Genomic DNA, 26,097 nt, shown 5'->3' on the forward strand with positions numbered 1-26,097 from the left:
CCAAGATGATGAGCGATTGGATTCTGATGAAATCAATTTTCGGCGGACTTATTTGTGTCCTTCTCTTCAATTCTGCTTGGGCTGCTACCCAGGCGGGTGAAGACTCAGGGCCAGCCAGTACGGATATATCGGTTTTAGCCAGAATCTCGCCGCAGTCTTCCCGGCCTGTCGTCATTGCAGCACCTGACCATTTCACTGGGAGAGTGCGTGTTGCTCCTTTGTTTTCAGCGACTGCATCTACGCATGCTTCTGGTGCCTACGTCACATTCGAGCCCGGTGCACGAACAGACTGGCACAGCCATCCTGCCGGTCAAACCCTCGTCATCACTGCCGGGTCTGGCTTTGTACAGTTCTGGGGTGGGCCGGTTCAAAGCATTTCAGTTGGCGATGTCGTGTGGATTCCACCAGGCCAGAAGCACTGGCATGGAGCCTCGAGAAACGAAGCAATGACCCACCTTGCCATTCAAGAACAGGTAGAAGGAAGCACGGTCAGCTGGATGGAAAAAGTCAGTCAGCAACAATATGGCGCAGCCGGCGGTACACAAAGCCCGGCACCTGCCAGTCGCGCTCAACAGCTGATGGGTGATATTGCACCCAAATTGGCAGACCTGACGGATAGCGTCCTCTATCAGGACATCTGGGAACGACCAGGGCTGTCGAAGCGGGACCGCAGTCTGGTGACGGTGAGTGCCTTGATTGCACTGAACCGTCCAGACCAACTGCGCTCGCATCTGGTTTTAGCGCTTAAAAACGGTGTCACCGCAGAAGAGCTCTCAGAAACGATAACTCACATGGCATTTTACGCAGGATGGCCAAGTGCGGTCTCGGCCATTACTGCTGCACGTGAAGTGCTTTCTAAGGAAGCAGGGCACCCCACTGCGTCGGAGCCGCCAAGCCGCGTTTCTCCTGCCGATTCAGTTGGGCCAGCTTCCACGCCGGCCCGCTAAGTACTACCCACGATACAAGTCCAGATACCAAGGAGTATTTGCAATGTCTCTTTCCCCCATGACATCCGTTGTTGTTGCTGCCAGTCTTGCAATTGCATCAGGTGCTGCCGACGCAGCTGATTATCGGAATAATCCGTTCACTCTTACCTATGACGGCGCTATCACGCAGAACCTGCCAGGAAGGGTCAATATCCATCCGGTAACCTATAAACTGAATGGCTTGGACATCTCCGCAAATGTCTACACGCCTCCGAATTACGACCCAAAGAAAACCTATGCCGCCATCGTTATTGCACATCCGAATGGTGGCGTGAAAGAACAAACTGCCGGCTTGTATGCGCAAAGGCTTGCAGAGCAAGGCTACATCACCCTGGCCGCCGATGCCGCCTATCAGGGAGCAAGCGGTGGGCTGCCACGTTACGTCGACAAACCTTCCAACCGGGTTGAAGACATCCATGGTATGGCCGATTACATCTCTTCGTACGCGGGTGTCGATAAGGCTCGTCTAGGCTTGCTTGGTATCTGTGGGGGTGGTGGATACTCATTGAAAGCAGCTCAAACGGACAAACGCTTCAAGGCAGTTGCCACGTTAAGCATGTTCAATTCCGGTCGCGTACGCCGCAATGGCTTTATGGATTCCCAGCTCTCCAGCGTCCAGGCTCGATTACAGCAGGCTTCCGAAGCCCGGGCGCAGGAGGCTGCTGGCGGAAAAGTCCTCTATGCCAATGACGTGGTACTCACCGATGAGCAGATTGCAAAACTTCCCTTCGAAATGTACCGCCAGGGTTTTGAGTATTACGGCAAAACCCACATGCACCCGAACGCTAGTGCGAAATACACCCTGAGCAGTCTGCTGGACTTGATGAGTTTTGATGCCACAAATCAGATTGAGCTTATCAATCAACCTTTGCTGATGATTGCCGGCAGCAAGGCCGATAGCCTTTATATGAGCGAAGATGCCTTCTCGAAAGCAACAGGCACCAAAGATAAGGAGCTATTCAAAATTGATGGTGCGACCCACATCGAAACGTACTGGCTGCCCAAATATGTGAATACTGCGGTGGCCAAGTTGACGCAGTTTTACGCAAGAACGCTTTAAGGCCGCGGGTAACAGAAATGCAAAAACGAAAGCCGGGAAGCAGCAATCTTGAAGTGCCGGTGCCTGGCTTTGGTGGTATGGGGTTAAGCCATGGCTAAGGCCCTGCCATTGAAAGAGCGCAAGCAATATCGCTTAGCCGTTCAGCAGTCGACAAGGGTGTTACTTTAAGCGCCTGCAATGTTTAAGCGATTTGACGTTAGCAAATCGCGAGTTCAGGCGCGCCTCGCTCCGGGCGGGATCTGTCGGGCAGCCGCAGGCCATGCTTGCCGGGGTGGCCTTGGAGGTGAAGGAGGGCTTGGCCAAGCAAGCCCTCCTTCCCGTTTGCCGCGCGGAAGCGGCAAGAAAATTCATCATCTGCGTGAGCGGATACTTGTCTCGGTGCTCACCGGTCTATACACAGCTTCGCCAAAAGAAAGAACCCAAAGAAAAGGCGACCCGCAGCGCGTCGAAACCCCGCCACAGCCGCACCGCCCAGGGCGCGGCCGGAACTTGCGGCGCGCTAACGTCGCGCCGCTTCGAACAGCCGACCGCTTAAGACCCTGAGCGGCACGTCTGTGTCGGCTTGCGCTGACGGGACCGGGTTTCGTTGGTACGGTGCTTGCGATAGCGAATCGCAGTACAGATGAGTCCCCGATGCAGGTCAATACTCTCATCATGCCAATGTGCTAGCATGACTGGTATCGGCCAGAACCAGTCATCTACTAGCCAGTAGCTGTTTTTGGAATGCTGCCAAAAATTATACTCATTTCAACCATATTTTTTGCCATCAGTTATTAATATGTTATCTCGCATACTTTCCGCCTTTCTGGTATTTGTTACATTCTTGATCGTTCAACTCTCATTGTCTTTTTTGTGTGGGGAACTTGTGGATTGGTTACTGCTAGATAACAACCCCGATTGGTACGAAGGGCCGTTTGGTGGTATTCATCAATTTTTCGTATTTGTTTTTCTAATTCCATTTTCTATTTTCATTACTGTTAAAGCATGGCGGAGTAGAAGAAGCACATGGAAAGCAAAGCGAAAATTATAATTTAATTGCGGTTCGATATTGAATACTGCAAGAAATATGATTACTACTCAGTAATATTGATGGAATTTGGCAAAACCCACCTCTTGGTCAAGATGGAGAATCATCTTTGAAAATGTCAATAAATATATTTGCATTAGCCATGATATTGATGCAAGGGAGTGCTAATGCCTTTACTTTCTCTCGCCCTCTGGAAGATGTAGGCAGAGATGGTAAAGTAGCCAAGTACAAATTTACGCTACATGATTCATTTGTGCCAACCAGCATCGCATGGAGTGGTGATGGAAAAGAAATTGCGACATCCAGCCTTCAGAGCGATGAAGTTCACATATGGGACTTGAGCCAGAAAAAGATAATTAAAATTTTGGCTTTTCCAGTTCCTCCACATGCTGGATTCCATACGTTGGCATGGAGTCCAGATGGGAAATTTATAGCCACCTGTACATCCTCGCCAAGCGAGAGGCCAATGGTAATGAGAGTGTGGAACACCAAGGATTGGTTTGTTGCAGCTGAGTCGAAAACTCGGAATTGCCATACTTTAAAATTTAGTAGTGACAGTAAATATCTAGTTGTAGCATACCAAGCGGATTCAAAAGATAAGCATTATACCTTTCCAGTGGCAGTTGTAATCTCTTCATCAAGTTGGGTTGTGGAAAAAATTCAAGCATGGGAAGAATTTAAATTTGCAGAAATACATGATATCGCATTCCTTCCTGATGGGGCTGGAATAGTTTTTGCATATGGTCAGCCAAACTTTAAATATGATAAGGAATTTCCCCTTCATCAGGGCGGTGTTCTTTTTGGGAGTATTTCAGGCAAAGTGGGAAATGATAATGATTTCATGCAATTATTTAGACCGCCTCATGGTTCAGAGGCTATCAGCATTGCTGTAAACAGAACTACTGAGGAAATTGCTGTTGGTTCATATAAAAATATGCAAGTGCAAGGGAAGTATTTCTCAAGTGATTCGGTGCGTATTGTCGACATCAAGAAAAGATTATTACTAGCCACCCCTCTTGATGGAAATGAGTATGGAAGACAATACGGCTTGGCATATACATCAAATGGTAAATATCTAATTGCTGGAAGTGCGGATTATCGACTCCCTATAGTGAGCATAATTAGCACAGAGTCTCGACGAGTGGTGGATACCGTATCTGCATCGGGTGCAATTCACGCACTGGCTACGCAGAAAGATGGCAACCTTTTTGCTGTATCTTCCAGTGAAGACATTGCCGTGTGGGAAATTAAATAATTGCATTTTTCTGACACGTACTCTTGCAATGAGAGTTGGTGCTACTTGCTCGTTAAATAAACAGCGTCCGCTTCGGGTCGAAAGCAGAAATCTATTCGGTGGCATCCGAAATCGTCTTAGCTGCTAGATTCCCCACCGCACCAACGCGCCCACCGGCCCCGTCAAGCTTGCCGACGGGTGGCGCTGCTGCGGTTTTAAGCGGCTGGCTGTTTGAGCGATTGGACGTTAGCCAATCGCGAGTTCCAGCCGTGCCGCAGCAGTGTCAGGCCCCGGAGGGCAGCCTCAGGCCATGCTTGCCGGGGTGGCCTTGGAGGTGAAGGAGGGCTTGGCCAGGCAAGCCCTCCTTCACCTCCGCCGCGCGGAAGCGGCACTCAACACATCATCCGCAGCAGCGGATGCAAGAACACCACCTGCACCACTTGCCAGCCTGCTCCATGCCTCCAACCCTTGCGACTCACCCGCTTGCTGTTTAGCCTTTGCGAGTTGCACTTAAACAGCGCAACCGGGTTTGGCGACCTGATTATCCGGACAGGAAATCATCTACCACCATATTGATGGAGACATCACCATGTCCGCAGAAAACAAATCCGCAAAAACACCACCACCCCTCACCCTCCACTACCTCGGCAAACCCATCCGCCTCACCCTCCACCAAACCCCGCCCAGCTGGCCACTGCCCGCCCTGCTGCAAGTCCTGCGCCGCAGCCGCAAACCCGCCGCCCGCCAGCTACGCCGCTGGCTAAGCCGCGAACTGCTTCCCGCCCTGCACCAGCTACCGCCCCATGCCCCACGCTGGGAGCAAGCCCTCAGCCTGGCGGCCGAAGCGGGGCAGCAAATCAGCCATGCCGTACTGCAAACCGTGCTGCAGCAGGAAGAAAACTGGCAGCACGCCCACTGGCTGCTGACGCTGAATTACACCCCGGACCACCCGCGCCGCCATAGCCATGGCCGACTCAGTCCGCTGGAATGCAGCGCCACGCCCTTGCAGGCGCTGGCTGATGAAATTGCACAGCCCAAGGGCCTGGGCATGCCGAACGGGGATTTGCTGAAACTGGTAGCGGCCTGCCATCAGCAACTGGCGCGGCGCATGAACAAACAGGCGTGGCGGGAAATGGCGAACAAAGGGGATGCAGGCTGAGGCTGGAGCACCAGCCTGCAGGCCGGAACTGAAATGGGCAAAACGGTGCCGGATGGCATCATCCGCATGCTGACACCCAAGCCGACTTAGCCAGTTTCTGTTGCCGTGTGGAAGATACCGGCATAGCGATAAAGCTGGCCAAACCATGGATGTATCAGCCGGAAATCCATGGCGAAGCAATCCGGGCCCAAGGCGGTTTCAGCAATCGAGGTATGCCCCAGCAACAGCCACTCGGGCAGGAGGAGCTTTAGCCTGCCCAAGCGCAGTACGTAACATGTGCCGGCATACTGCAAGCCCGTGGCATGTACTGAGGGACGCATGCGCAAGGCAAGAAAACCGTTGACCCGTTCTTCTATCTCGCCGTTGGCAAGCGGCTGCCATTCACTGTTGAAGTGTTTCTCCACCCCTCCAGGCAAGGTGATACGCCGTTGCCAGTATTGCCTGCCCTGCTGCATGTGTTTGTGCACTTCCGTGGGCAGCCGGCTACCTGTTTGATTAATCAGTGCTCCACACAGGTAGAGCAGGTTTAATGGCTTTTGCAGCCAAGCCGGGTAGTCGATATCCAGATAGCCACGGTCAACACACGCTGCAGCGGCATAATGGGTTTGCAAGGCGCGGGGCAGCCGATGCCAGTCAGCACCCAGCACGGTTTGAATAGGGCTTTTCATCCGCTGGCTCCCGGCACATGCTTGCTCACCATCAAGACAACAACCATGACCATGGCAAGGAAAGCAGGCAGCCCCAGGTAGAACCAGTACCGCGCGTACTGCCAATAGTGTTGGGGTAAAGGATGGCCAAGGCACAAGGCTTGTGTGGAGATATCCCGCATGCGGATTTGTAACCACACGACAGGCAGCCAGCAACAACCGGCCAAGACATAGAGCGCCAGCGAAACGAGCACCCAGTTGGTGGAGAGTGGCAACTGCAGCTGCGATAGCATCCATAGCCCGCTGATGGGCTGAAACAGCACGGTGGGTGTGGTAAACAGCCAGTCAGCCAGCACGACATGGCGGTTGGTGGTTGCGATGGTTTCCAAGCGGCCTGAACGGTCGGCCATCCATTTGTAGAATGCACTGCCAAATCCGGTACCAAACAGCAGGACCATACTGAGGATGTGTAATGTCTTGATGGCAGGATAACTCATCTTGATTCTCCGGCTGAGCTGGCAAGGGCATGCAGCGGCGACTGCGGCATGCGACCCAGGAGTTCGACAAAGGGTTGCAGCTCGCCGTAGCTACCTGTCTGGAGCATGTCCAGTGCATCGGTCTGGAGCAGCGGGTGCAGTCCCTGGCCAATCAGGCAAATCAGGCGTGCCAGTGATAGTGGCAGACGACAGAAGCGTGCCACCGCCAAGTCCTGCTGTTGGCGCAGCGCAGCAACCCAATCAAGCAAGGTATATCGACGCGGCCCGACAGCAGCGACAACACGACATGCGGGTTCTTGCTCTAGGGCATGCAGCAAGGCAAGGGCAACATCTTCGATATGGACAGGTTGAATCACTTGCTTGCCATCGCCCGGTATCGGAATCAACGGCAACCGTGCCAGTTGCTGCATTAAATGACTGCTGATCCCTCCTTTGCCGACAACCAAGGAGGGGCGCAACACCATCCATTTGAGTGGAAGCATTTGCAAAAAGGCATCTGACCTGCCCTTGCTGCGCAGAAACGGGGTGTGCGCATGGACATCCGCCCCCAGGGCGGATACTTGCACAACCCGCGCAATGCCCGCTTCGGCACAGGCCTGGAACAGGGCGACGGGGGCGTCGGTATGCACCCGGTCAAAGGTATGGTGGCGCGTGGCTGCGAATATACCTGCGCAATTGATTACGGCATCCAGCCCCTTGACCCAGGGCAGCCAGTGTCGGGGTTGGGTCATGCTGGCAAAGTCACAGCCATGGCGTCTGGAGAGCAGGCGCGTTTCATGTCCAGCCGCTTGCAATTGTGCATGCACGTGACGGCCAATGAAGCCATCCCCACCCGTAAGTAGAAGCTTCATGCCGTAGGCTCCTGCTTGGGACTTGCACTGGCATCCTGTGCCGGGATGGCAATGAAGCGGTCAAGATGGCGCTTGATCCTCATCAGGGCAAATAGCAAACCACCAAAGATCGACAGCAAGCTGACACGCAGGCTGTCGACAAGGTTGGCGTTCCGGAACAGCCAATCGCTGATAATGAGAAGGAGCAGCGGCACCAGTACCAAGATCAGCCGGGTATAGTCGCGCCAGAATGCAGCGGCAGTGGCGTCCTGGCACAGGCGCTGCAGCAAACCAGCCAGGTGCTGCTGCAAAATACTGATGACAACTGCGCTGATGGCAAGACTCAGCACGCATTTCAAAACCAGGGGAAGAATGTCGACCATTTTGAGCTCCACAAGTGTGTTCAGGAGCTCTCAGCATGATTTCCACTACCAGGCAAAGCTTCCGCTCGGCACAAACAGAAGCATTTATTTACTGCGGAATGATAAAACAGAAGCACTTCATACCGATTTTTCCGTACTCATCAGCTTTCGATAGCTACCCGGCGTCATGCCTTGGATTTCGCGGAATGCTTCATAAAAGTTTGATTGCGAGGCAAAACCAACGCTCAAGCCAACCGACAACACCGATGCCGATGGCTCTGCCAGCAGCATGGTGCAGGCTGCGGCCACGCGTTGTTCACGCAGATAACGTGAAAAGCCTTTGGCCAGGCGGATATTGAGCAGCTCTGATAATTGATGTGCGCCCAATTCCAGCTGTTGAGCCAACATCGGCAAACTAAGCTCTGCATTTTGGTACAGGCGTTCCTCACGCATGAGCTGCTCCAGCCTGGCTTGTACCCGCTCGCAGTCCACATTGCCGAGGGTGCTGGTGCGATAGGCTTCATTGGCAGCGGCAACAATGTCTTCCTGCATGGCCGGGCGTAAGCCCAAGGTCAATTGCGTCAACCACAACGCCATACCGATGGCACAGGAATACAGCGCAAAAAATTGCGTGGTATGAATGCGCATGGGCAGCAAACCGGCCAGGGCAACCAGGGCAGCAATCAGCACAACGCACCCTACCAGCACCAGTTCGCGCTGAAAACGTTCGCGCTCTGCGCGAAGTCGATAGATGGAGCGGGCAAACCACAGCAGATACGCCATGCCCAAGGCAAAAGCCAGGGGGAAGGCGAGTGCAAATGGCAGCATTGTGCCTAGCAACACAGGCAGCAGGTGCGGCCATTTGCGCCACAGCGTGCCCTTGCTCAATGACGGGTGTAGTAAGGGATGGCTGTAGAAATAGAAACAGGGCGCGGCGGCAAACAAACAGGCCCGATAAAGTCCAGATGCCAAACCATCGGGATAGCCAAGCAACAAGGCAGCATGCACCCCCTGCAGCACGGCCAGTGTCAACAAGAAAGCGATACCCATCTGGCGTGAATGGGGCTGGTCCGGATAACTGCCGGAGCGAAAGTGCGTGATGGCAAGCAGCAGGCAACTGAATATTGAGTAACCGGCCAATAACAGGCCGCAAGCAACGATCATGGCAGTAATAGGGTGTCCATCAGGTGAAGGCTGATTGTAAGCGAGCAGGCTGACGACGTCAGGTCTTCAGACCTCCCCATCATCCCACTGCCTTACACCGCCTTGCGCAGCGCCCAGTCAAAAGCGCGGGTGGATAGCACGCGACGCAGTACCCAGAACACCTTGGTGGGCTTGGTGATGCGGTAGCGGGCCTTGGGACGGCGGGCGTTGACTGCTTGCCATACCGCCTCGCCCACGGCGGTGGCGGGCAGGGTGAAGGGGGCGGCGTGGCCTTCTTTTTTCAGGCGCACCAGTTGGCGTTCGTACTCCACGCGGTGCACGCTGCCAACCACATCGATATTTTTCAGAAAGCGCTGCAAGGCATTGGGGCGGAAGCGGCTTTCAATCGGCCCCGGCTCCACCAGCGAGACAAAAATGCCGGTTCCGTGCAGCTCTTGCCGCAGGGTGTCGCACATGCCTTCCATGGCAAACTTGCTGGCGTTGTAGGCGCCGCGCCAGCGCATGGCGGCAAAACCCAGAATGGAGCTGTTATAGATGATGCGGCCATGGCCCTGGGCCCGCATGACGGGCAGTACGGCGTTGGTGAGTTCCCACGGGCCGAACAGATTGGTTTCGAACTGCTCGCGCATGGCCTGACGGTGGATGTCTTCCACCGCGCCGGGCTGGCCGAAACCTGCATTGTTGAACAGGGCGTCCAGCCGACCGCCAGTCTGCCCCAGCACGGTTTGCAGTGCGCGGTGAATGGAAGCGCTGTCGGTAACATCCAGTTGCAAGCTTTCCAGTCCCTCGGCCTGTAGCCGCTCAACATCGGCAGCGCTGCGGCAGCTGGCAAATACGCGCCAGCCGCGCTGGGCGAACAGTTTTGCCGTGTGATAGCCAATACCGCTGGAGCAGCCGGTAATCAGAATGCAAGGGGGGTGGGACACTGGGTAGCCTTGTCAAAATCAGGGAAACAGGCGAAACCCTACACTATCCGGGCAGCATTGCTAAAGCAGTTTCACCGCCGTAGCCGGGCCTGACAAAGTTATCGTGTTGCCGTGGAAATGGAATAAAATGGCCGACTACCGATTTTGCGACAAGGAAAACGCCATGGCGAAATCCGCCAAAGCCCCGGCCAGCTTTGAAACCGCGCTGGCGCAGCTGGAGGACATCATCCAGGCGATGGAAGGCGGCGATGTGCCGCTGGAAACGGCGCTCGCGTCCTACAAGCAAGGCATCGAGCTGATCAAGTTCTGCCAGGGCAAATTGTCCGACGCCGAGCAGCAATTGAAAATTCTGGAAAACGACGAACTCAAACCGCTGGACCTCAGTAATGGCCAATGAATCCTTCATCGGCTGGATGACGCAGATCCAGCAAACCATGGAAACCGCCCTCGCCCGCTTTCTGCCCTCGGCGGACACCTTGCCGCAGCGCCTGCATCAGGCCATGCGCTATGCCACGCTGGAAGGCGGCAAGCGGGTGCGGCCGCTGCTGGCTTTTGCCGCAGGCGAATTAAGCGGTGCCAGCGCGGAAAACCTGGCACGCGTAGCGGCGGCGGTGGAGATGATCCACGCCTATTCGCTGGTACACGACGACCTGCCCTGCATGGACGACGATGTGCTGCGCCGTGGCAAGCCCACCTGTCATGTGGAGTTCGACGAGGCCACTGCGCTGTTGGTGGGCGATGCCCTGCAAACCCTGGCATTCGAGCTGATTGCCACCCCGATGGAAGGCGTGAGCCCGGCCAGCCAGCTGGCCATGTGCCACACACTGGCACGTGCTTCCGGCCACAGCGGCATGGCCGGTGGCCAGGCGATTGACCTGGCCAGCGTGGGCCAGACGCTGAACCTGCCCGAGCTGGAATTCATGCACATGCTGAAGACCGGTGCGCTGATTCGCGCTGCCGTGCTGCTGGGTGCAATGGCAGGCCAGCCCCTGTCGGCCAAACAGACCGAACAGCTGGATATCTTTGCCAAGCGCATTGGTCTGGCCTTTCAGGTGGTGGATGACGTGCTGGATTGCGAAGCCGACACCGCCACGCTGGGCAAGACCGCCGGCAAGGACGCCGCCAACGACAAGCCCACTTACGTCAGCCTGATGGGCCTGGCCGAGGCCAAACAGTTTGCCCGCGAGCTGCGCGAGCAGGCCTTTGCCGCGCTGGAAGACTTTGGCCCGGCTGCCGATAGACTGAAACAACTGGCCGACTACATTGTGGCCCGCTCGTTTTAACCGCAGAAGAACAACAATGACTCCGCTGCTCGACACCATTCATCAGCCCTCCGACCTGCGTGCGCTGGGCCGCCAGCAACTGCCGCAACTGGCGACGGAACTGCGCGAATTCCTGGTCGATACGGTCAGCAAGACCGGTGGCCATTTTGCGTCCAACCTGGGCAGCATCGAGCTGACCATCGCCCTGCACTATGTGTTCAACACCCCGGACGACCGTCTGGTATGGGATGTGGGCCACCAGACTTATCCGCACAAGATTCTCACCGGCCGCCGCGAGCGCATGGGCAGCATGCGGCAGAAAGGCGGGCTGGCGGGCTTTCCCAAGCGCGAGGAATCCCCTTACGACACCTTTGGCGTCGGCCATTCGTCCACCTCCATCGGTGCGGCGCTGGGCATGGCGGCCGCCGCCAAACTGCAAGGGCTGGACCGCAAATGCGTGGCCATCATCGGCGATGGCGCGATGACCGCCGGTCAGGCTTTCGAAGCGCTGAACAACGCCGGTGCGATGGATACCAACCTGCTGGTCATCCTCAACGACAACGATATGTCGATTTCGCCCAATGTGGGCGCGCTGAACAATTATCTGGCCAAGCTGATGTCAGGCCGCTTTTACGCCGCCATGCGCGAGGGCTCCAGCAAGGTGCTGGGCATGGCCCCGCCCTTGAAGGAAATTGCCAGCAAGGTGGAAGAGCACGTCAAGGGCTTCTTCACCCCCGGTACGCTGTTCGAGGAATTCGGCTTCAACTATATCGGCCCGATCGACGGACACGATCTGGACGTGCTGGTGGATACGCTGAAGAACATCCGCAGCCTGAAAGGGCCGCAGTTCCTGCATATCGTCACCAAGAAGGGCCACGGCTACAAACTGGCGGAAAACGACCCGGTGAAATACCACGGCGTCACCAAGTTCGACCCGGCCAATGGCCTGGCCGGCGGCAAGAGTGGTGGCAAGCCGCAGTACACCCAGGTGTTTGGCGACTGGATTTGCGATATGGCCAAGCTGGACAAGCGTCTGGTGGGCATCACCCCGGCCATGCGCGAAGGCTCCGGCCTGGTGCGTTTCGAGAAGGAGCACCCGGATCGCTACTTCGACGTGGCCATTGCCGAGCAGCACGCGGTTACCTTTGCCGCCGGTCTCGCCTGTGATGGTGCCAAACCGGTGGTGGCGATTTACTCGACCTTCCTGCAGCGCGGTTACGACCAGCTGATCCACGATGTTGCGCTGCAGAACCTGCCGGTGCTGTTTGCCATCGACCGCGCCGGTCTGGTGGGTGCCGACGGCCCCACACATGCCGGTGCCTTCGACATTTCCTTCCTGCGCTGCATTCCCAACATGACGGTGCTGGCTCCGTCTGACGAAAACGAATGCCGCCAACTGCTGTACACCGCCTTCTGCATGGACAGCCCCACCGCCGTGCGCTACCCGCGTGGCGTGGGCCCCGGCGTGGACATCCAGCAGGAAATGACCGCCCTGCCGGTGGGCAAGGGTGTGCTGCGCCGCAGCGGCCAGGGCAAGGTGGCCATTCTGGCTTTTGGCAGCATGGTGGCTCCGGCACTGGCAGCCGCAGAAGCGCTGGATGCCTCGGTAGCCGACATGCGCTTTGTCAAACCGCTGGATACCGGCCTGATCCGCCAGCTGGCGGAAACGCATGACTACATCGTCACCGTGGAAGAAAACGTGGTGATGGGCGGTGCCGGCTCCGGCTGTCTGGAGGCCATGCAGGCCATGGGCATCGTCAAGCCTGCCTTGCTGCTGGGCCTGCCGGACGACTATGTTGAACATGGCGACCCCACGGTATTGCTGGCTGATTGCGGCCTGAATGCAGCGGGCATTGAAGAGAGCATCCGCAACTGGTTGCCCCAACAATAAACAATACGAGGCGACGTCATGGGCAGTTTTGATCTGGCAACATGGCTGAACCTCAAAGGCAGCCCTTTCGAGGCGCTGCCGCTGTTTGTCACCAGTCTGGCCATCGGCCTGTTGATGGGGGTGGAGCGCGAACGCAAGCACCACACCCTGGCGGGCATCCGCACCTTTCCGCTCACCGCCATCTTCGGCACCCTGGCCGCCATGCTGGATGCCCCCACGCATGGCGTGCTGCTGCAAACCGTCGGCCTGCTGGCCGTGGCCTCCTTCGGCTTTCTGCCGGAACGCTGCGCCGACAGCGACAAGACCGAGCCGCGCACCACCACCGTGGCCTCCTTGCTGGTCATCTACTGCTTGGGCGCGCTGGTATGGCACGGATATGGCGGCGTTGCCGTAGCAGTGGGCATTGTTGCCACCGCCCTGCTCTACCTCAAGCCCGAGCTGTCCGGCCTCACCCACAAACTGGACCGGCGCGACCTGCTGTCGCTGCTGCAGTTTGCCGCCTTGTCCTTCATCGTCCTGCCCTTGCTGCCCAACCGCACCTTCGGCCCCTATCAGGCGGTGAACCCGCACCAGGTGTGGCTGATGGTGACGCTGATCGTGGGCATCAGCCTGTCCGGCTATCTGGCGGTAAAGCTGCTGGGCCAGCGCGTGGGCGGCCCCTTGCTGGGCATTCTGGGCGGACTGGTGTCGTCCACCGCCACCAGCCTGATCTACGCCCGCGAAGCACGCGCCAATCCGCTGTCGCTCAATCTGGGTACGGCCGTCATCCTGCTGGCCAATCTGGTGCTGTTTGTGCGGCTGCTGGTGCTGGCCGCAGTGGTACAAACCAGTGTGCTACCGGCGGCTGCCTGGGTGTTGCTGCCCGGCCTGCTGTGCGGGTTGAGCGCGGCACTGTGGCAGCTGCGCCAGCACAATAACGGCCAGCCACAGCCGGAGCTGCAACTGAGCAACCCTTCCGAAATGAAGCTGGCACTAGGCTTTGGTGCCATGTTTGCGCTGGTGATGTTTTGCGCCGCCTGGCTGAATGCCGAATTCGGCAGCAAGGGTGTGTATGTGGTGGCGCTGATTTCCGGCCTTAACGATGTGGATGCCATCTCGCTGACGGCTTTCAACCTGTTTGGTGAAAACCGGCTGGACGGCCAGCAGGTGGCCACCACGCTGGCGCTGGCCATTACTGCCAACAATGTATTCAAGTTCAGCCTGATCGCCAGCCTGGGCGGCAGTGCGCTGGCGCGCCGCTGCCTGCCCACCCTGCTGGCGGCCAGCGGCGGCATGCTGGCCGGTTTGCTGGTGCTGGCCAGCAGTTACTGAGCCGCGGCCTGCAGGCCGGGCAGCAATTGCAGAATGGTCTGCGCCGTCTGCTGTGGCGCTTCCAGTGGAAACAGATGGCTGCCCGCCACTTCATGCAGCTGCATGCCAAAGTGCCGCTGCATGTAGCGCAGGTCGGACGGGCGCACCACATCGTGCCGGCTGGCGGCCACAAAAGCCGTCGGCACCGTCAACTGCCCCCGATAACGTGGAAAATCATGCGGCAGGCCGCAGTAGATCTGGTGCTCGATCTGCGGCCGAAAGCGCAGCCGCCGCCCACCCTGGCCATCGTCCTCGCTGCCGTGCAAGGCGTAGTCGGCCAGGCAGTCCGGATCGAAACGGGCAAACGCCGGCTTGCGGGCAAAGTAGTCGTGCATCATTTCCACGCTGGCCCAGCTGTCACGCCGTCCCAGGGTATTGCCACCGGGGGTGATGCGGGCTATCAGCCCCAGTTTCTTGGCCAGCCAGATGAAACCGGCTCGGCGTGGCCCCATCAGCGGCGAATCCAGGATCACCAATGCCTTGAACAGTTCCGGTGCGCGGATGGCCGCATAAAACAGCAGATAGCCGCCCAGTGAATGACCCACGCCAATCACTGGCTGGCGGTAGCTGCTGAGCACGGCAATGGTTTCGTCCACCAGATGCGGCCAGCAGTCCGTCACCGGATAGCGCGGGTCGTGGCCGATACAATCCAGCCAGCCCAGTTGGTAGTGCTGGCCCAGTGCACGCAGCAGCTTGCCGTACACCGGGGCGGGGAAGCTGTTGGCATGGGAAAAATGAATGATGTCCTGCATGATGTGATGTTGCGCCCTTTATTGTTTGTTATGGCTCGATACTACCGTAAAATGGCGTTTTGCCAGACGCAGTGACCGGGTTGCACCCACCCGCGGCCCAAAGCACGGAACCGGCTGGCACCTTGCTGGTCAACCCTTGCATCATCCAGATAACGCACCATCATGCCGCACTCCCTGTTACGCCTGTTATCCCCCTTGTGGCGCCTGCTGGCGCTGCTCAGCCTGCTTGGTGTCAGCACAACCACCCTGGCAGTGAATCAGGAAGACCTGCTCCCCCCGGACAAGGCTTTTGCCGTCAGCGTGGAACGCCAGCCGGACCACCTGCTGGTGCAGCTGAAAGTGGCCGACAGTTATTACGTCTACCGTGACCGGCTATCCTTCACCACCGAGCCGGCCGGTTTGCTGGGCAGTCCGGTGCTGCCGGCAGGCCAGATCAAGCAGGACGCTTTCTTTGGCAAGCAGGTGATTTACCACGGCCAGCAGCTGATCAAGCTGCCCTTGCATGCCGGTGCACCCGCGCAGTTCAAGCTGCATGTAAAGCTGCAGGGCTGCTCTACTGCCGGGGTGTGCTACCCGCCCTATACCCATCATCTGGACATCAATGCCTACGGCAGTGCCAGCAATGGCAGCAACAGCTGGCTGGCGGATGCTGCTGCGGGAAAGCCGGCGGGTAGTGGCGGCAATCTGGCGGCCAAGGGCTGGCTGGCCGCGCTGGGCAGCTTTTTCTTGGCTGGCATCGGCATGGCCTTTACCGCCTGCATGTATCCGCTGCTACCCATTGTTTCCTCACTGATTGCCGGTGAAGGCCAGCACATCACCCGCCGGCGCGGCTTCTGGTTGTCACTCACTTATGTGCAGGGACTGGCGCTCAGCTATACCGTCATCGGCATCATTGCCGGGCTCACCGGTTCGCTGCTTACCGTCTGGCTGCAGCAACCAGCCGTCATCCTGAGTGCCAGCGTACTGATGGTGGTATTTGCGCTGTCCATGTTCGATCTCTACACCATCCAGCTGCCGTCTGCCCTGCAGTCCCGGCTGGCCGATGCCTCCAACCGCCTGTCCGGTGGCAAGCTGGCCACGGTGTTTGCCATGGGCGTGCTGTCGGCACTGATCATCGGCCCCTGCGTGGCCCCGCCGCTGGCGCTGGCGCTGGGTTATATCGGTAGCACCGGCGACGCAGTGCTGGGTGGTGCCGCCCTGTATGCGATGGCACTGGGACTGGGCCTGCCGCTGATCCTGATCGGCACCTTTGGCGGCCATGTGCTGCCACGTGCCGGTGGCTGGATGAAGGCAGTGAAAAGTACCTTCGGGGTGCTGATGCTGGGTCTGGCCATCTGGATGGCCACACCCTTCCTGCCGGCTGCACTGGTACTGCTGCTGTGGGCGGCGCTGTGTGTGGGGGCTGCAGTCTTCCTCAAGGCCTTTGAAACCCTGCCAGGCAATGCCCACATCAGCCACAAGCTGGGCAAGGGCCTGGGCCTGATGCTGTTTCTGGTGGGCGCGGCCCAGCTAGCCGGCGCACTGGCCGGGGAAACCGACCCGCGCTACCCGCTGAAATGGCTGGCCGGTAACAAGGCCCAGGCCAGTGCCAGCCAGCAACCGATGTTTGCCCCGATAGGTAGCAGCGCCGAGCTGGACAGCAAGCTGGCTGAGGCCCGGGCTGCCGGCAAGCCGCTGCTGCTGGATTTCTATGCCGACTGGTGTGTCTCTTGCAAGGAAATGGAAAGCGACACCTTCCCGGCAGCCGCCGTAGCCAGCAAGCTGCAAGGCTATGTGCTGCTGCGCGCCGATGTCACCGCCAATCTGCCGGCACATCAGGCGCTGCTCAAACGCTTTGGCCTGTACGGCCCGCCGGGCATCATCCTGTTTGACGCCAATGGCAAGGAGCGCGACCGCATCATCGGCTTTACTCCAGCTGATGCCTTCGCCGCCCGGCTGTAAGCCAGGCCGCCGCCCAAGGGTGGCGGCTTTTCCATCCTGCATACCGGCGGCTGACAAATCCCGCTACAATTCGGCTCTGGCGGCATGCTGCGCCGCCATCACCGCCACCCGGACCTTTTCATGACGCCAAAACCCTTTCCCAGCATCAGCGTGATGGCCGTATTGCGCATCGCCGTCATGGGCTTACTCATCCTGTCCTGCCTCAAGGTGATCCAGCCCTTTCTCGGTGCGCTGACCTGGGCGGCCATCATCGCCATTTCCGCCTGGCCGCTGTTTACCCGGCTGCGCTTACGGCTGAATGGCCGCGCCAAGCTGGCTGCGGTGATCATTGTGGGTACGCTGTCGCTAACGCTGGCCATTCCCATCGGCCTGATGGCGCTGACCCTGGCCGACACCATTCCGCAACTGGCGTCGATGTCGCGCGATCTCACCAGCATCCACCTGCCGGATGCCCCTGCCTGGGTAAATACCCTGCCGCTGGCGGGTGAGTCGCTGCACAAATTCTGGGTAAGCGTGCAGGTGGATCTGCCCGGCTTTATCGACAAAATCCGCCCGGCCATCAACAAGGCTGCACTGTGGGCACTGGAGAGCGGAGCTTCTGCCAGCCTGAGCATGCTGGAAATCGTGCTGGCCATCGTGATTGCCGGCCTGTTGCTGATCAATGGCGACAAGCTGTGGGGTTCGGCCGAGCTGGCCATCAGCAAGCTGGGCGGTGCCACGGCAGACGAATTGCCCGAGGTGATTGCCCGTACCATCCGCAGCGTCACCACCGGGGTAGTGGGTACCGCGCTGGCGCAAACCGTGCTGTGCGTGATCGGCCTGTTGATTGCCGGAGTGCCTGGCGCACTGGTGCTGGGTTTCCTGTGCTTCATCGTGGCGGTGGCCCAGCTGCCCACGCTGATCATCTGGCTGCCTGCCGCGGCCTGGGTGTTTTACTCAGGCGCCACCGGCATGGGTATTTTCCTGCTGCTGTGGGGTTTTTTGCTGGTCAACACCATCGACAATGTGCTCAAGCCGCTGCTGATCAGCCAGGGCGCGCAAATGCCCTTGTCCATCATTTTCATGGGGGTGATTGGCGGCTTGCTGGCCTGGGGCCTGCTGGGCCTGTTTATCGGCCCTACCCTGCTGGCGGTGGGCTTTACCCTGTTCCGTCACTGGCTGCGGCCGGAAGACTACCCGGAACTGCCGGAAGATACCGAGCAGCCGTGCGGGCCGGCTGAACAACCCCGCTAAGCCAGTATCCCGCTAATGACAAAAGCGCCCCCAAGGGCGCTTTTGTTTTGCCTGCTTAAGTGCTTACAGCAGTTCCAACGCCACCGCGGTGGCTTCGCCGCCACCAATACACAGGCTGGCTACGCCACGTTTGCCGCCATGCTGACGCAGCGCGGACAGCAAGGTCACCATCACCCGTGCACCGGATGCGCCAATCGGGTGGCCCAGTGCGCAGGCCCCGCCATGCACATTCACCTTGTCATGCGGCAGGCCCAGGTCCTGCATCGCCGCCATGGTGACCACGGCAAAGGCTTCGTTGATTTCAAACAGGTCGACATCGCCCACCGTCCAGCCAGTCCTGGCCAACAGCTTGCGCATGGCACCCACCGGCGCGGTGGTGAACAGGCCCGGCTCCTGCGCGTGGGTGGCATGCGCCACCAAGCGGGCCAGCGGCTTGAGCCCACGGCGGGCGGCTTCGCTGGCCGTCATCAACACCAGCGCGGCAGCACCATCGGAAATGGAGCTGGAATTGGCCGCCGTCACCGTACCGTCCTTGCGAAAAGCCGGTTTCAGGCTGGCAATCTTGTCCAGCTTTGCCTTGAGCGGCTGCTCGTCAATTTCCATGGCTTGTGCACCATTCCTGCCTTCCACCAGCACCGGGGTGATTTCCTCGCGAAAGCGGCCCTCGCTAATGGCTTGCTGGGCGCGAGTGAGCGAGGCGATGGCAAAGGCATCCTGTGCTTCGCGGCTGAAACCGTAATCACCGGCACAGTTTTCGGCAAACACGCCCATCAGCTTGCCCTTGTCGTAGGCATCTTCCAGCCCATCGAGGAACATGTGGTCCTTGATTTCACCATGCCCCAGGCGCAGGCCGCCACGCGCCTTGGGAATCAGATAGGGTGAATTGCTCATGCTCTCCATGCCACCGGCCACCATCACGCTGGCCGAGCCGGCCAATAGCAGGTCGTGCGCCAGCATGGAGGCTTTCATGCCGGAGCCACACATCTTGTTGATGGTGGTACAACCGGCCGCCAGCGGCAGCCCGGCACCCAGCGCGGCCTGGCGGGCCGGGGCCTGGCCCTGCCCGGCGGGCAGCACGCAGCCCATGATCACCTCGTCGACATCCTCGGCAGCCACACCAGACCGCTCTACGGCGGCGCGGATGGCAGCTGCACCCAGCTGGCTGGCAGTCTGGCTGGCAAACATGCCCTGAAAACCACCCATGGCGGTACGGGCCATGCCCACAATGACAATCGATTCTTGCTGTTGCATCTGTCTGTTCCTTCCTGAATGGCTTGCTTGCCCGGCTACGGTGTTGATGATGCCTGCTTGCCCAGTGCCTTTTCGCATTGGCTGCGGATCTGGCTGATTTCCCCCATCACCACGCGGATGTCGTCCAGCTGTTCCTGCAATTGCTGTTCCTTGCGGCTGAGGATGCGGATGAATTCGCGCAGCTGCGGTTCGTCGTTGCTGGCGGCATCGTACAAATCGAACAGCTCGCGGATTTCCAGCAAGGACAGGCCGATGCGTTTGCCACGCAAAATCAGCATCAGCCGCACCCGGTCGCGCCGGGTATAGATGCGGCGCTGGCCATCGCGTTGCGGCTCCAGCAGCCCCTGGTCTTCGTAAAAGCGGATGGTGCGCGTGGTGACATCAAATTCCTGCGCCAGCTGGCTGATGCTGTAGGTCACACCTTGCATGCCTGTTCCCCTGTTGTTGTTTTGGCCCTGCCCTTTGCCTGCTGGCAGCAGCTGGCCGTGTTTTGATCCCCGATGCCGGATTGTTGATTGACGTTGACGTAAACGTCAAGTTATTGTGATAAAAACAACGCAGGAGAACAGCACATGACAACACAAAAAATCGGCGTGATTGGTGCAGGCACCATGGGCAACGGCATTGCCCAGGTGTTTGCCATGCATGGCTTTGAAGTCCGGCTGGCCGATGTCAGCGAGGCGGCTTTGCACAAAGGACTGGCCGCCATTGGCAACAGCCTGGCGCGCATGGCGAAGAAAGGCAGCATTGCCGAAGCCGACATCGCCGGCATTCTGGCGCGTATCCACCCCACCACCCTGCTGGCCGAGTTGGCTGACCGCGACCTGGTGGTGGAAGCCGCCACCGAAAACCCGGCCATCAAGGAAGCCATCTTCCGCGAACTGGGCAGCGTGGTGCGGGCGGATGCCATTCTGGCGTCCAATACCTCGTCCATTTCGCTCACCCGTATTGCCGCCTGGGTGCCACAGCCCGAGCGCGTGGTGGGCATGCACTTCATGAACCCGGTTCCGCTGATGCAGCTGGTGGAAATCATCCGCGCCATCCAGACCGCCGACCACACTTACCAGAAGGTATTCGAACTGGCGGTGGCACTGGGCAAGACCCCGGTGACGGTGAAGGACGGCCCGGGCTTTGTCTCCAACCGCATCCTGATGCCGATGATCAACGAAGCGGCCTTTGCCCTGTTCGAAAACCTGGCCACCGCTGAGGACATCGACACGGTGATGAAGCTGGGCATGAACCACCCCATCGGCCCGCTGGCACTGGCCGACCTGATTGGCCTGGACACCTGCCTGTCCATCATGGACATCCTGTATACCGAATTCCGTGACAGCAAATACCGCGCCTGCCCGCTGCTGGCACAACTGGTGGCGGCCGGGCATCTGGGGCGCAAGAGCGGCAAGGGTTTTTATCACTACGACTGACATACCAAGACGGCACACAAGCCGCCAAGCACAGGAGAGTTGCAGATGAAACAGGCTGTTCCCAGCGTCAAGCTGCTGATCAACGGTGAATTCGTCGAATCGCAGAGCCAAGAGTGGCGCGACATCATCAACCCGGCCACGCAAGAAGTACTGGCACGGGTCCCCATTGCCACCGCCGGGGAAGTCGAGGCCGCGGTTGCCAGCGCCAAAACGGCCTTCGCCAGTTGGAAGAAAACCCCCATCGGCAGCCGCGCACGGATTTTCCTCAAGTACCAGCAACTGATCCGCGAGCACATGAAAGAACTGGCCGCCCTGCTGACGGCGGAACAGGGCAAAACCCTGGCCGATGCCGAGGGCGATATCTTCCGCGGGCTGGAAGTGGTGGAACACGCCGCCAGCATTGGCAATCTGCAACTGGGTGAATACGCCGAAAACGTGGCCGGTGGCGTGGACACCTATACCGTGCAACAGCCGCTGGGCGTGTGTGCCGGCATCACTCCCTTCAACTTCCCGGCCATGATTCCGCTGTGGATGTTCCCGATGGCCATTGCCACCGGCAATACCTTTGTGCTGAAACCGTCCGAACAGGACCCGATGGTAACCATGCGGCTGGTGGAGCTGGCCTTGCAGGCCGGCATCCCGGCGGGCGTACTGAATGTGGTGCATGGTGGCGAGGCGGTGGTGAATGCCATTTGCGACCACCCGGACATCAAGGCCATCTCCTTTGTCGGTTCCAGCCGCGTAGGCACTCATGTGTACAACCGCGCCAGCCTGGCCGGCAAACGCGTGCAATGCATGATGGGAGCCAAGAACCACGCCATCGTGCTGCCGGATGCCAACAAGGAACAGGCGCTGAACCAGCTGACCGGCGCGGCATTCGGCGCAGCAGGCCAGCGTTGCATGGCCTTGAGCGTGGCAGTGCTGGTGGGCGAAGCACGCAGCTGGATTCCCGATCTGGTGGCCAAAGCCAAGTCCCTGCGCGTGGGCGCAGGCAAGGACAACCCGGACCTGGGCCCACTGATTTCCTGCGCTGCCCGCGAACGGGTGACCAGCCTGATCAAGCAAGGCGTGGCCGAAGGCGCGGTGCTGGAGCTGGATGGCCGGGAAGTACAAGTGGATGGCTACCCGGACGGTAACTTTGTCGGCCCCACCATTTTCTCTGGCGTGACCACCGACATGGCGATTTACCGGCAGGAAATCTTCGGCCCGGTGCTGTGCCTGCTGGGCGTGGACACGCTGGATGAGGCCATTGCCATCATCAATGCCAACCCCAATGGCAACGGCACCGCCATCTTCACCCAGAGCGGCGCTGCCGCACGGCGCTTCCAGGAGGACATCGATGTCGGTCAGGTGGGCATCAATGTGCCGATTCCGGTGCCGGTGCCGCTGTTCAGCTTTACCGGCTCGCGCGGTTCCAAGCTGGGTGACCTCGGCCCCTACGGCAAGCAGGTGATCCTGTTCTACACCCAGACCAAAACCGTCACCAGCCGCTGGTTCGACGACGAGGCCAGCAGTGGCAAGGTGCACACCACCATTGCGCTGCGCTGAGTTGCACTGATCAAGGCAGACCGATTCACGTCAGATAAAACAAGACAGCAGCAGGCCGCCATCCCCCACCGGCCCTGCTGCTGCAAGAGGAGAAACCGACATGGACTTTGCACTCAACGAACAGCAACTGGCCTTCCAGGACAGCGCGCGCGACTTTGCCAGCAGCCGCCTGGCCCCGTTTGCCGCCGAATGGGACCTGGAAGAAACCTTTCCGCTCGCCACCATCCGCGAAGCCGGCGACATGGGCTTTCTCGGCCTGTACACCCCGGAAAGCCACGGCGGGCTGGGCCTGTCGCGGCTGGATTCGGCCATCGTGTTTGAAGAACTGGCCGCCGGCTGCACCTCCACCGCCGCCTATCTCACCATCCACAATATGGTGAGCTGGATGATTGCCAGCTTCGGCAGCACCACGCTGGCCGGGGAATGGGTGCCGCGCATGGTCAGCGGCGAATTGCTGGGCAGCTACTGTCTGACCGAGCCGGGTGCCGGCTCCGATGCCGCCTCGCTCAAGACTCGTGCCGACAAACAGGGCGATGGCTATGTGCTTAACGGCAGCAAGATGTTCATCTCCGGCGCAGGCAGCACCGATGTGCTGGTGGTGATGGCCCGTACCGGCGGCCCCGGCCCCAAGGGCGTGTCGGCCTTTGTGGTGCCCGCCAATGCGCCCGGTGTGCAGTACGGCAAGAAGGAAAAGAAAATGGGCTGGAACAGCCAGCCCACCCGCGCCATCACCTTCGACAATGTGGAAATTCCGGCAGGCAACCTGCTGGGCGAGGAAGGCATGGGCTTTGCCTATGCGATGAAGGGGCTGGATGGCGGCCGCATCAATATCGCCACCTGCGCCGTTGGCACCGCCCAGTCCGCGCTGAACGCCGCCCAGCGCTATGTGCAGGAGCGGCAACAGTTTGGCCAGCCGCTGGCCGACTTCCAGACCGTGCAGTTCCGCCTGGCCGACATGCTGACCGAGCTGGTGGCCGCGCGCCAGATGGTACGCCTGGCCGCCTTCAAGCTGGACAGTGGCAGCCCGGACGCCAGCGCCTACTGCGCCATGGCCAAGCGCTTTGCCACCGATCTGTCATTCAATGTCGCCAATAATGCCTTGCAGCTGTTTGGCGGCTATGGCTATCTGAAGGACTTCCCGCTGGAACGCCATGTACGCGACGCCCGCGTACACCAGATTCTGGAAGGCACCAACGAGGTGATGCGCATGATCGTCGCCCGGCAGTTGCTGAAGGACGGCGCGCTGGAAAACCTCCGTTGAGAACCTCCATGCACCCTGTTTGTGTGGTGCATGTTGCAATACAGGATTGATGTTGACGACGCAGCCACGGCCCCATCAAGCCTGCCGCCGGATGGCAGGCCCGAGGTATTAAGCGGCTGCATGTTTGAGCCCTGCACCGCTAGTGCAGGGCGAGTTCAGCCGCGCCTCGGGACTGACAGGATCCGGCGGGCAGCCGCAGGCCAGGCTTGCCGGGGTGGCCTTTAGGGGTGGAGGGGATATTTGGCCACGCAAATATCCCCTCCCTGCCGCCGGGCAGCCCCGGCAAACCAAACCGGCATCCGCGACGCGGATTCAAGACAACAAAGATCGTATACAGACTGTAGGCACGACTTACCAATGATCGGGAACGCCATGACACATTACGCTCATCTGCAAGTGGAAATACGCGGCCACACCGCCCAGGCCACCATCGACAACCCGCCAGCCAACACCTGGAACCGCGCCAGCCTGAACGCGCTCAAGCGACTGGTGGCAGACCTGAACGCGGACGACAACATCTACGCGCTGGTGATTACCGGCGGCGGCAGCAAGTTCTTCTCCGCCGGGGCCGACCTCAATCTGTTTGCCGACGGCAACAAGCTGGTGGCCACCGAAATGACCATGCTGTTTGGTGAAGCCTTCGAGGCGCTGGCCGCCTTCCGTGGTGTCAGCATTGCCGCCATCAACGGCTATGCCATGGGCGGCGGGCTGGAATGCGCGCTGGCCTGCGACATCCGCATTGCCGAAGTACAGGCGCAAATGGCGCTGCCGGAAGCTGCGGTCGGCCTGCTGCCCTGCGCTGGCGGCACCCAGCAATTGCCGTGGCTGGTGGGCGAAGGCTGGGCCAAGCGCATGATTCTGTGTGGCGAGCGGGTGGATGCCGATACCGCCGAGCGCATCGGTCTGGTGGAAGAAGTGGTCGGTCAGGGCCAGGCGCTGGAAGCCGCACTCAAGCTGGCGGAAAAAGTGGCGCGCCAGTCGCCCTCCTCGGTCAAGGTGTGCAAGCAGCTGGTACAGCGCGCACGCATCGAGCCGCCCGGCTATAACCTGATTCACGAGCGCGAGCAGTTCATCAAGCTGTTCGACACTGCCGACCAGCAGGAAGGCGTGCAGGCCTTCCTCGCCAAACGTACGCCACAATGGCACAACCGCTGACAGGAGCCGTCATGCCCGATGTTGTCTTGTTTGAAGAACGCCGCTGTGCCGATGGCAAACGCATCGGCATTGCCACCCTCAATAGCGAAAAGTCGCTCAATGCGCTGACGCTGGAGATGATCCGCCTGCTGCAAGCCAAGCTTGCCGCCTGGGAAGCCGACCCCGACATCGCCGCCGTGCTACTGCGCGGTGCCGGGGAAAAAGCCTTCTGCGCCGGTGGCGATGTGCGCGCCCTGCGCGAAGCGCTGCTGAGCGACGACAGCCACCCGCAGCCGCAGGCGCTGGCCTTCTTCCGCGAAGAATACACACTGGACTACCACATCCACTGCTATGCCAAGCCGCTCATCGTCTGGGGCCACGGCATCGTGATGGGTGGCGGGCTGGGGCTGATGGCCGGGGCCAGCCACCGCGTGGCCACCAGTGCCACCCGCATTGCCATGCCGGAAATCACCATCGGCCTGTATCCGGACGTGGCCGGCAGCTGGTTTCTGCAACGCATGCCGGCCCGCGTAGGGCTGTTCCTCGGCCTCACCGGCGCACCGCTGAATGCGCACGACGCGCTGATCTGCAATCTGGCCGACCACGTACTGGCCACCGATGCCTGGCCGCAGCTGCTGGAGCAGCTGCAGCAGCAATACTGGGATGCCGACAGCGCCACCCGCAGCGCCCAGGTTTCCGCCCTGCTCAGCCAGCTGGAGCACGCCGCGCGCAGCAGCCTGCCGCCATCCAATGTCGCCCCCAATCTGTTGGCCATCCATCAACTGATGACCCTGGGCGATCTGGCCAGCGTGGCAGACAGCCTGACCACGCAGCAGTTTGACAATGACTGGCTGGCCAGTGCGGCCAAAAACTTCCGTCACGGCTGCCCAGTGTCTGCCGCCGTGACCTGGGAAATCTTCCAGCGCGCCCGCCACCTGTCGCTGGCCGAAGCGCTGCGCATGGAGCTGATCCTGTCGCTCAACTTCTGCCACAAACCGGACTTCCGCGAAGGCGTGCGCGCGCTGCTGGTGGACAAGGACAGGCAACCGCAATGGCACTACCGCCAGTTGGCCGACATCCCGCAAGACTGGGTGGACAGCCACTTTGTGGCACCATGGCCGGCAGAACAGCACCCGCTGGCGGACTTGCGCTAAGCAG

24 protein-coding genes are annotated in these 26,097 nt (G+C 59.6%); 15 read left to right on the top strand and 9 right to left on the bottom strand.

What is annotated here, in order from left to right; all coding sequences use genetic code 11:
• Window positions 1-5: 5 nt before the first annotated feature.
• From QVF59_RS01680 to QVF59_RS01695, 4 genes are all read left to right on the top strand, one after another.
• Window positions 6-947 (top strand): (R)-mandelonitrile lyase, encoded by a 942-nt coding sequence (locus QVF59_RS01680; protein WP_287876986.1) that lies wholly within the window; start codon window positions 6-8, stop codon window positions 945-947.
• 43 nt (window positions 948-990) lie between these two features.
• Window positions 991-2,046 carry an alpha/beta hydrolase gene (locus tag QVF59_RS01685; protein WP_287876988.1) on the top strand — a complete coding sequence of 352 codons (1,056 nt, stop codon included), beginning with the start codon at window positions 991-993 and terminating at the stop codon, window positions 2,044-2,046.
• Between the two features lie 1,169 nt (window positions 2,047-3,215).
• Complete coding sequence (locus QVF59_RS01690; protein ID WP_287876990.1) at window positions 3,216-4,328, top strand: WD40 repeat domain-containing protein; 1,113 nt, start codon at window positions 3,216-3,218, stop codon at window positions 4,326-4,328.
• A 568-nt stretch (window positions 4,329-4,896) separates the two neighbouring features.
• On the top strand, window positions 4,897-5,466 hold the full coding sequence (locus tag QVF59_RS01695; RefSeq protein WP_287876992.1) for a BRO-N domain-containing protein: 570 nt from the start codon (window positions 4,897-4,899) through the stop codon (window positions 5,464-5,466).
• An 86-nt stretch (window positions 5,467-5,552) separates the two neighbouring features.
• Here QVF59_RS01695 and QVF59_RS01700 read toward each other — a convergent pair whose 3' ends face one another.
• The 6 genes from QVF59_RS01700 to QVF59_RS01725 all read right to left on the bottom strand — a co-directional run bounded on the left by QVF59_RS01700 (window position 5,553) and on the right by QVF59_RS01725 (window position 9,892).
• Entirely contained in the window at window positions 5,553-6,134 is a 582-nt protein-coding gene (locus QVF59_RS01700; protein WP_287876994.1) for a DUF4166 domain-containing protein, read from the bottom strand.
• Window positions 6,131-6,610, bottom strand: a complete 480-nt coding sequence (locus QVF59_RS01705) for a DUF2269 family protein (protein ID WP_287876996.1) — start codon at window positions 6,608-6,610, stop codon at window positions 6,131-6,133. Before QVF59_RS01705 ends, QVF59_RS01700 begins: the two co-directional genes overlap by 4 nt.
• The gene (locus tag QVF59_RS01710; protein WP_287876997.1) at window positions 6,607-7,461 is read right to left on the bottom strand and encodes an NAD-dependent epimerase/dehydratase family protein; all 855 of its coding nucleotides are present in this window, start codon (window positions 7,459-7,461) and stop codon (window positions 6,607-6,609) included. The genes QVF59_RS01705 and QVF59_RS01710 overlap by 4 nt, the downstream gene beginning before the upstream one ends.
• Window positions 7,458-7,823, bottom strand: a complete 366-nt coding sequence (locus tag QVF59_RS01715) for a hypothetical protein (protein ID WP_287876999.1) — start codon at window positions 7,821-7,823, stop codon at window positions 7,458-7,460. The genes QVF59_RS01710 and QVF59_RS01715 overlap by 4 nt, the downstream gene beginning before the upstream one ends.
• Before the next feature lie 117 nt (window positions 7,824-7,940).
• Window positions 7,941-8,966: a helix-turn-helix domain-containing protein gene (locus QVF59_RS01720; RefSeq protein ID WP_287877000.1), complete on the bottom strand. Its 1,026-nt coding sequence runs from the start codon at window positions 8,964-8,966 to the stop codon at window positions 7,941-7,943.
• Window positions 8,967-9,058: 92 nt separating this feature from the next.
• Entirely contained in the window at window positions 9,059-9,892 is an 834-nt protein-coding gene (locus tag QVF59_RS01725; RefSeq protein WP_287877001.1) for an SDR family NAD(P)-dependent oxidoreductase, read from the bottom strand.
• A gap of 163 nt (window positions 9,893-10,055) precedes the next feature.
• Between QVF59_RS01725 and QVF59_RS01730 the strand changes: the two genes are divergently transcribed.
• From QVF59_RS01730 to QVF59_RS01745, 4 genes are read left to right on the top strand one after another with little or no spacing between them, the layout of a single operon-like run.
• The gene (locus QVF59_RS01730; protein ID WP_089086346.1) at window positions 10,056-10,289 is read left to right on the top strand and encodes an exodeoxyribonuclease VII small subunit; all 234 of its coding nucleotides are present in this window, start codon (window positions 10,056-10,058) and stop codon (window positions 10,287-10,289) included.
• On the top strand, window positions 10,279-11,175 hold the full coding sequence (locus QVF59_RS01735) for a polyprenyl synthetase family protein (protein WP_287877003.1): 897 nt from the start codon (window positions 10,279-10,281) through the stop codon (window positions 11,173-11,175). Before QVF59_RS01730 ends, QVF59_RS01735 begins: the two co-directional genes overlap by 11 nt.
• 16 nt (window positions 11,176-11,191) lie before the next feature.
• On the top strand, window positions 11,192-13,045 hold the full coding sequence (gene dxs / locus QVF59_RS01740) for a 1-deoxy-D-xylulose-5-phosphate synthase (protein WP_287877005.1): 1,854 nt from the start codon (window positions 11,192-11,194) through the stop codon (window positions 13,043-13,045).
• Between the two features lie 18 nt (window positions 13,046-13,063).
• The gene (locus QVF59_RS01745) at window positions 13,064-14,356 is read left to right on the top strand and encodes an MgtC/SapB family protein (RefSeq protein ID WP_287877007.1); all 1,293 of its coding nucleotides are present in this window, start codon (window positions 13,064-13,066) and stop codon (window positions 14,354-14,356) included.
• Here QVF59_RS01745 and QVF59_RS01750 read toward each other — a convergent pair.
• The gene (locus tag QVF59_RS01750) at window positions 14,350-15,147 is read right to left on the bottom strand and encodes an alpha/beta fold hydrolase (RefSeq protein ID WP_287877009.1); all 798 of its coding nucleotides are present in this window, start codon (window positions 15,145-15,147) and stop codon (window positions 14,350-14,352) included. The genes QVF59_RS01745 and QVF59_RS01750 overlap by 7 nt on opposite strands.
• A gap of 162 nt (window positions 15,148-15,309) precedes the next feature.
• On the opposite strand from QVF59_RS01750, the gene dsbD reads away from it, so the two are divergent.
• Window positions 15,310-17,088: a protein-disulfide reductase DsbD gene (dsbD, locus tag QVF59_RS01755; protein ID WP_287877011.1), complete on the top strand. Its 1,779-nt coding sequence runs from the start codon at window positions 15,310-15,312 to the stop codon at window positions 17,086-17,088.
• A 120-nt stretch (window positions 17,089-17,208) separates the two neighbouring features.
• Window positions 17,209-18,321: an AI-2E family transporter gene (locus tag QVF59_RS01760; RefSeq protein ID WP_287877013.1), complete on the top strand. Its 1,113-nt coding sequence runs from the start codon at window positions 17,209-17,211 to the stop codon at window positions 18,319-18,321.
• A 63-nt stretch (window positions 18,322-18,384) separates the two neighbouring features.
• Here the strand turns inward: QVF59_RS01760 and QVF59_RS01765 are convergent, their stop codons facing one another.
• On the bottom strand, window positions 18,385-19,572 hold the full coding sequence (locus tag QVF59_RS01765) for an acetyl-CoA C-acyltransferase (RefSeq protein WP_287877015.1): 1,188 nt from the start codon (window positions 19,570-19,572) through the stop codon (window positions 18,385-18,387).
• A gap of 35 nt (window positions 19,573-19,607) precedes the next feature.
• Window positions 19,608-20,000 carry a MerR family transcriptional regulator gene (locus QVF59_RS01770; RefSeq protein ID WP_159875562.1) on the bottom strand — a complete coding sequence of 131 codons (393 nt, stop codon included), beginning with the start codon at window positions 19,998-20,000 and terminating at the stop codon, window positions 19,608-19,610.
• A 144-nt stretch (window positions 20,001-20,144) separates the two neighbouring features.
• On the opposite strand from QVF59_RS01770, the gene QVF59_RS01775 reads away from it, so the two are divergent.
• From QVF59_RS01775 to QVF59_RS01795, 5 genes are all read left to right on the top strand, one after another.
• A complete protein-coding gene (locus tag QVF59_RS01775; RefSeq protein ID WP_159875561.1) occupies window positions 20,145-20,996 on the top strand; it encodes a 3-hydroxybutyryl-CoA dehydrogenase in 852 nt (283 codons plus the stop codon).
• 45 nt (window positions 20,997-21,041) lie between these two features.
• A complete protein-coding gene (locus QVF59_RS01780; RefSeq protein ID WP_287877017.1) occupies window positions 21,042-22,544 on the top strand; it encodes a CoA-acylating methylmalonate-semialdehyde dehydrogenase in 1,503 nt (500 codons plus the stop codon).
• A 100-nt stretch (window positions 22,545-22,644) separates the two neighbouring features.
• Window positions 22,645-23,805 carry an acyl-CoA dehydrogenase family protein gene (locus tag QVF59_RS01785; RefSeq protein WP_287877018.1) on the top strand — a complete coding sequence of 387 codons (1,161 nt, stop codon included), beginning with the start codon at window positions 22,645-22,647 and terminating at the stop codon, window positions 23,803-23,805.
• 372 nt (window positions 23,806-24,177) lie between these two features.
• Window positions 24,178-24,960 carry an enoyl-CoA hydratase gene (locus QVF59_RS01790; RefSeq protein ID WP_287877019.1) on the top strand — a complete coding sequence of 261 codons (783 nt, stop codon included), beginning with the start codon at window positions 24,178-24,180 and terminating at the stop codon, window positions 24,958-24,960.
• 11 nt (window positions 24,961-24,971) lie between these two features.
• Window positions 24,972-26,093, top strand: coding sequence for an enoyl-CoA hydratase/isomerase family protein (locus tag QVF59_RS01795; RefSeq protein ID WP_287877020.1), 1,122 nt, complete (start codon window positions 24,972-24,974; stop codon window positions 26,091-26,093).
• The last annotated feature ends 4 nt before the right edge of the window (window positions 26,094-26,097 follow it).

The organism is Aquitalea sp. (assembly GCF_030150775.1).
GTDB classification, from domain to species: Bacteria; Pseudomonadota; Gammaproteobacteria; order Burkholderiales; family Chromobacteriaceae; genus Aquitalea; species Aquitalea denitrificans.